Source organism: Rhodopirellula bahusiensis (assembly GCF_002727185.1).
Taxonomy (GTDB): Bacteria; Planctomycetota; Planctomycetia; order Pirellulales; family Pirellulaceae; genus Rhodopirellula; species Rhodopirellula bahusiensis.
The window spans coordinates 1-6,142 of the sequence record NZ_NIZW01000055.1 but is presented as its reverse complement, the minus strand read 5'-3'; the positions used below and the strand labels follow the sequence as shown (position 1 = coordinate 6,142).

The 6,142-nt window shown below is 57.0% G+C and carries 6 protein-coding genes; all 6 read right to left on the bottom strand.

Annotated features, from left to right (window positions below):
• Nucleotides 1-116: 116 nt before the first annotated feature.
• Entirely contained in the window at nucleotides 117-1,304 is a 1,188-nt protein-coding gene (locus tag CEE69_RS31640; RefSeq protein WP_099264481.1) for a helix-turn-helix domain-containing protein, read from the bottom strand.
• Nucleotides 1,301-2,005: a hypothetical protein gene (locus tag CEE69_RS31635; RefSeq protein WP_143549404.1), complete on the bottom strand. Its 705-nt coding sequence runs from the start codon at nucleotides 2,003-2,005 to the stop codon at nucleotides 1,301-1,303. The genes CEE69_RS31640 and CEE69_RS31635 overlap by 4 nt, the downstream gene beginning before the upstream one ends.
• A gap of 209 nt (nucleotides 2,006-2,214) precedes the next feature.
• Nucleotides 2,215-3,600 (bottom strand): tyrosine-type recombinase/integrase, encoded by a 1,386-nt coding sequence (locus CEE69_RS31630; protein WP_099264479.1) that lies wholly within the window; start codon nucleotides 3,598-3,600, stop codon nucleotides 2,215-2,217.
• Nucleotides 3,601-4,044: 444 nt separating this feature from the next.
• Complete coding sequence (locus tag CEE69_RS31625; RefSeq protein ID WP_099264478.1) at nucleotides 4,045-4,329, bottom strand: hypothetical protein; 285 nt, start codon at nucleotides 4,327-4,329, stop codon at nucleotides 4,045-4,047.
• The gene (locus CEE69_RS31620; RefSeq protein WP_099264477.1) at nucleotides 4,326-4,631 is read right to left on the bottom strand and encodes a hypothetical protein; all 306 of its coding nucleotides are present in this window, start codon (nucleotides 4,629-4,631) and stop codon (nucleotides 4,326-4,328) included. Before CEE69_RS31620 ends, CEE69_RS31625 begins: the two co-directional genes overlap by 4 nt.
• Nucleotides 4,632-4,642: 11 nt before the next feature.
• Nucleotides 4,643-6,142 (bottom strand): hypothetical protein (locus CEE69_RS32680; protein ID WP_158231115.1); only part of this gene is annotated, 1,500 nt, incomplete at its 5' end.

Below are 6,142 nucleotides of genomic sequence, written 5' to 3'. Positions count from 1 at the left end.
GGTCGCACACTGGAAACGAGCCATTGCCGCCGCAAACGGCTTCCGAACCTACCGACTGTCCGCATGATCACGCAAACCGCAAGGTGCGCTCGTGCAAAACGGTATTTGTGGTTCGGTCACAGATCACCGCCCAACGCCTCCACCAACTCGGCACGCCTCCGGCTAAACGCTCGATTCCCACGGTTGCCCGTTGGGATCCGTTGGAACAATACGCGATTTTGCATGCGGGCTTGAGGGCGAATTGTCGCGTCTTGTGTTTGGCCGCCTGTGCGACTCACTCGCTCACGTTCCCGGTTCGGTGGCTCATCAATCACGGTCGGGGCTGAACCGTTGCGAGCGTTGACGCTGCAAGACGGTTGCCCGCCTTCTCGCTCCCGGTCAAGCTCATCCAAACGCACCGCGGCGGCTTTTTCCGCATCGGTGGCGAAGCGATCCAGGCCAGCCGCGGCCAAGTTGCGGAACGTCAGCCCCTCGATGATGAACTCGGCAACGCCACGGGACTGGCCATCGCGGCGGACGGAATCGCGTAGCTCGTTGGCTTCACGCTTGGCGGGGAGTTCGATTCGAGCGGCGGCACGCTGGGTGGCTTCGTGCTCATCGAACGGCGGCGGGGTCTTGCCGGTCAACCAGTTCGATAGCTGGCCTGGCTCCCATCGCTGGGGCTCCCGGTTGCCTCCGGCCTCGATGAACAGTTCACGGATGAACTCAACGGACCAACCACGATGGGTTGCGACCGCAACGGCAACCGCGGCTGACTTTAAGCCCCATCGATAAAGCTCGCCCACCAACACCACCTCCGCTTCGCCATCGGGGCGATTGGTGGGGGCGTTTGAAGTTGCGATTGTGGGGGCGTTTTGTAACCGCTGTGCGGGCCTCTGAGGCACGCTGGGCGGGTCACTGGAAACACGCTGGGCGGGTGACTGATCCACGCTGTGCGGGGAACGTGACACGCTGGGCGGGTCTCGCGGATCCACCATCCGAAACACGGAGCTCCAAACAACGCGGTGGCGATTCGGTGCCATCCGATGCGGACGGTCAGCCGTGATCAAGTCTTGGGCAATCAGCGCGGCGATGGCCAAACCGATCGCGGTGGTTCCGCATCCAACCTCATCGGCCAACGTGGATTGAGACGCGAAGCAATCGCCCCGGCCTTGGTGATCATCAATCACGCGCAGTGTCGCTTTCTGGATCGCTCCCGACACCTTGCGGCCTTTGTGGTTGAACGTGTCCAGCTTGATCTTCCGCAACGCGGCAAGCTGTTCACCGCGAGGTAGATCGGTCAATAAGTCCAGTTGCCTTTTCATTCTTCCACCCTCGCAATCACGGGGCGGTCAAACACGTAGTCGCGGACCAATTCGAAAGACTTCGTGCGGACGTTTTCGGCGTCATCGAAGAACGTCAGTTCAAACGCCAACACGCCCGAAAGCATGGCGGCATAGATTCGCCGGTTGAATCGCCGTTGCGGTTCAATCGGTTCGCACGGCCCCCACACGGGAACCGCAGCGGACAATTGGCAAAGCTGTTCAGTCTGGCGAGCCAATCGGCCCGATACCATGCAGTCTTGCCGAGTGTCGCAATGGACAATTTGGTTCCGAAGCAACCGCAGCTTCGTTGCGAATGAACGCAATCTCTCGTCAATCAGAGCTTCCCGGTGCGCGGCCTTGATGCGTGACATGAACATGCCCGGCATCCTCTTCAAGTCGCGGCAGTAAAGTTCCACCATCTCCATCAACGCCTTGTCGATACGAGCGGCGGCAACCACAACCATCAATCGCGGGTCGCACTCTTCGAGCTCTGACAATGACTCGATAGCGTTCAGCGTTGTCGTGTCGTTCTGGTTGATGTTGCCGTGGTCAATTCCATCGGCAACGCAACCGAAGTGCGATAGCGGTGTGTAGACCTCGGACCAAACCCGTTGGGTGATTTCATAGAAGATGTCTTCTTCCGGCGTGCCCATGTTTACTTCGACCGTGGCGAACGTTAGGCCGTCTGGGTCGTCGTCCATGATGAACGAATCGGCAACGTCTGGACCGCACAACAGGAAGTGACGGCGTGTTCTTGCGTCTCGAACGAAAACGAACGTGCAAGAAAAGACGGTCCTGGCGAACTCACGAACAAGGGTTGCGGGAACCGTGTGCAAATTGTCCAGGAACGAGCAAAGTTCCAAAGAACGGCGGGCACTGAGCCACCGGGCTAAATCATGGCTGACCTCAATCATGATGCACCCCCTTTGCTCTGCTGTTCCAAGAACGCTCGGAATTGATCAACCATCGAATCATCGCCGTCGCGGTGGTTGCCTTCATCGTCCTTTGAGTGCTTCTCGCCAATCCCCGGCACGATGTCAGCAGGCTGGACTTCACGCAACACTCGGGGATCTAGGTAGGCTCTTGTGGTTCGCCTGTGCGTGTGGTCGAGCAATGCCGTCGCATTCCCGCCAGCTGCTTCGAAGTTGCTTGCGGTCGTTCGACGCAACTTGTGGAACTTGCTGCGACGATTCGAAGGGAGCCCGGCGGCGTCCAGGATCTTGCCAAACTTGTAAAAGATGTACGTCTCGGTATAGGGCCAATCAAAAACCTTCGATTGCCCAAACACCTTGATCGCGTTGATTCGCTCAATGGTGATCGGTCGAAGCCGATACCTTCGATCGCGGGTCTGTCCTTTGCGGTACTCCCCTCGCACGGTAATCCATCCATCCGAGTCGATGTCTTGCCGTTTCACCTGCATGACTGCCCCCACTCGCTCGGCCGTGTCGTAAATGACGGACACCAACGCGGGCCAAAACTTGCACGAATCGACACGCCCCACGGTTCCTTTGGCGGATTCGCAAGCATCCATTAATGCGACCAATTCCGAATCACTCCACGCATCTGGGGCGCGTTGCGGGCAATTGATCGCGGCAATGTCGGGGAAGTCTTCCACCCATCGACGCTTCGCCGCAAAGTTCCAAAGGGTACAAAGCTGAACCCGGTCCTTCTCAATGGTCGCGGCTGATCTCTCTGTGTTTTGAAGACACCATTGCAAGAACTCCGATACGGTTTGAGTCTGCAAGTCTCCAAGCAGGGCAGGCCGGGCAAGCCATTTGGAAAAGGTTCGAATCGACTGCTTGTAGAGCCGGATGGTTGCGGCTGATTTTCCAATAAGACGTGCTGGGATGTAGTCATTGCTGAAAAAGTCCAACAGCAACGTTTCGCAATGCTCCGCGGCCAACTCCGCCATCTTTGACGCATCGGGGATCGAGTGCGGTTCTGCAAGCTCATCCCAGCAGTGCGTTCGGTTGAACGTGATGCCTGAGAAGTCCTGCGGTTCCATGCAATTCAAAGCCACGCCAATTTTTGCGACCGTCTCGAACCAGCGCATTCGCGTTTTGATGATCTTGTGACGCAACCCCGCTTTCAACCACGACGCGACAAGGGCGGCCGCGGTGTCTGGTGTGATGTCCGCAAGCTCGATGTCCCGCCCGAACAATTCTCGGAACTCCCGTTCAATGGCCGCGCTGGCCTTCGTGCGGTAGCTCTTCCCCTTCCGCTTGATCAATTCACCGTTGTCGGCAATCCGATAGCGGTGAAGATCGTCGAATGTGATACCCAATTGCGGATTCATTGGCCCACCTCGCATTTCTCTTTGGTGTCACTGGCTTCCATCCTCATCTTTGCACACGTGACACAAAGCACGGCTGGCCAGCGGCAATACAACTTCGCGTTGTCACTTCCGCATTGTTCGCAGAGTCTTGACATTGAATGTCATCCCTTCCACGCACCAGTTTGGTACGCGCACGCAGTAGCCGTTCGACACGTTTAGAAAGCCGGCGAATACTCCGGCCCGATGGGCTTTGTTCCCTGGCCTATGCCAGATCAAAACTTGGCGCACGATCGACGCATCGAACGGCTACTGCATTCCTTGTTCGTCTAGATGTATTCGCTGGCGTTGTCATCAACCGGGAGGAACTCGGTTGATCAAGTCGAGAAGGTTTCTAAGCCAACTCGACTACCGGACAGAAGCCAACACTTTGCCGAATTCCCCGGGCGGTGTCAAGCGAGTTTTGTTTCATTCAAGAGAACACGGTTCAAGCTGCCACGCGTCTTCATCCGGTTCAGTGGCAACGGGAGACAGTTCGACGCCGTTCGCAGATCTCATTTTCACTAATCGCATATCGAGCAATGCTTGTGCGTCACGGCGGACCTGCTCGGGATCGGTCGGGAACAACTTTGGCCGGCGCTGTCGGCGGCGGATCCGCTCCGGGCCGCTCCACGTCGATTGGATCTCGAGACACGCCGCGGCAATCTCTTCGGGGCTTGGGTTGTAGATGGTGCTCTCGTCGGAATCGATCAACCGGCGGACTCCTCGTCATCCATGAATGCGTGCAACTGCCCGGAATGGAACTCTATGTGATCGTCATAGCAGTCGAGACGATCGATCATTGCTCGAGTTTGCTTGATGGCTTCACACTTATCGGAAAGGTGTTGCCGGATCATGTTCATTGACTGGACAGCCCGCAAGCCATCCGGAGTCTTTGCCGAAAACTGAGAATTCATGTTCGACCAAAACGCCAATTCTGTTTCGGCTGCTTCAATTTGCCGGTCCAGGTCGTTTCGGTACATCGCGAGAAAAGGCTCGACTGGGTATTCACTCATTCTTCAAGCCCCTAGTTGACCACCTCAACACGCATGCCCGGTTGCCGTTCGTTGTGCCTTTGCATTTCTTCCATCGTCTTGCGAAGGGCATCCAGTAGCGAAACGGTTTGCTTGGTGTTCTCCGCCACGTTGCGATTGGTCTGTGCAAGCTTGGCGTCGGGCGATGGGGCGCGGGCTACTTGCTGGCCGACTGGTGACACGCGAGTCGCCTCAGCCTTCACCGATGCCTCGTTCGTCAGCGTGTCCAGATTCTTCTGTGAAGCGATCCGCTGTTCCAACAAGTATTTGGAAACGTTGGGCATGGAGAATCCACCACCGCCGTCGCCTCGCACGTAGTCCAATGCGACCTTGGCCGCCCCAAGAGGGTTAGCGATTGACTTGGCGACTGTGATGGCCGCATCCGCCGTTGATTTGACCCACCACGTCAAGAAACCTTTGATGGTATTGCTCAACAACGGCAATGATTTGATGAAGGCTCGATGGATCTGTTCCAAGCCGGTCCAGAATGCGACCTTCACGCCGGCCATTCCAATCTCCGCAGCAAGTCCCAAGTCGCCGGCCTTGATCGCATTTGAAATGCCTGAGAACGTTTGCTTCGAGACCACCCAAAGTGATTGCATCAACTGCTTCGCAGATCCAAGCGACTGAGTTAGCAAGCCACTCTTGTAAGCCATCACGCCAAAAACCGTTGCAAGTCCAGCTCCGACAATCGCGACTCCCAAGATGGGCGCGGCAACCGGCGACATCGCGGCAGTGATACCCGCGGCGGCAACTGTGGCGATGGTTTGCAGGCCAGCAATCGCACCGCCGGCGAACATCAAGCTAGCTCCGATGCCAGTGGCGGCAACGCCGACGCCTGTGATTGCAATCGCAACCTTTCCAGCGATCGCAATCAGTTCCTTGTTTTCGCCGATGAACGTCTTCACCACCTTGCCGCCTGTGACAAGCGAACTCACCACGCCTTTGATGGTGTCGGTCATGCCCGAACCAAGCATGCCGGAAACATCGCTAGCCACCGCACCAAGTCGTTTGACCTGGTTGGCAAGGCTTCCAGATGTTCGGATCGCATCCCCCTGTGCGGCCGTGGTGCCAGCCATGATGATGTTGAGTCGGGCTTGGGCCTTCTGGGCATTGGTCGCGATCTTCGGATCCAAGCCCTGATTGAGCAACTCTTGCTTGACGGCAGACTCGCTCAGAATCACGCCGTATTTTTTCATCACTTCGCCGCTGCCTGTCATCGCGGCTTGCAAGTCCTCGAAAACCTTGTCGCTGGATTCGTTGTTGAATGAACCAAGATCGACGGCCAACGTTGATAGCGTCTTGCTCATCTCACTTGCAGATCCAGGGACAACGCCCATCGGAACCAACAAGTCTTGCATGCCCGAAAGCATGCCCGCCATCGCATCCTCTGACACGCCAAGTGCATCGGCTGCTTTGTCCCCCCACTTCTCCATGGTGTCGGCTGATTCACCGAAAACGACATTGAACTTGCCCATCGTTTCTTCGGAGTC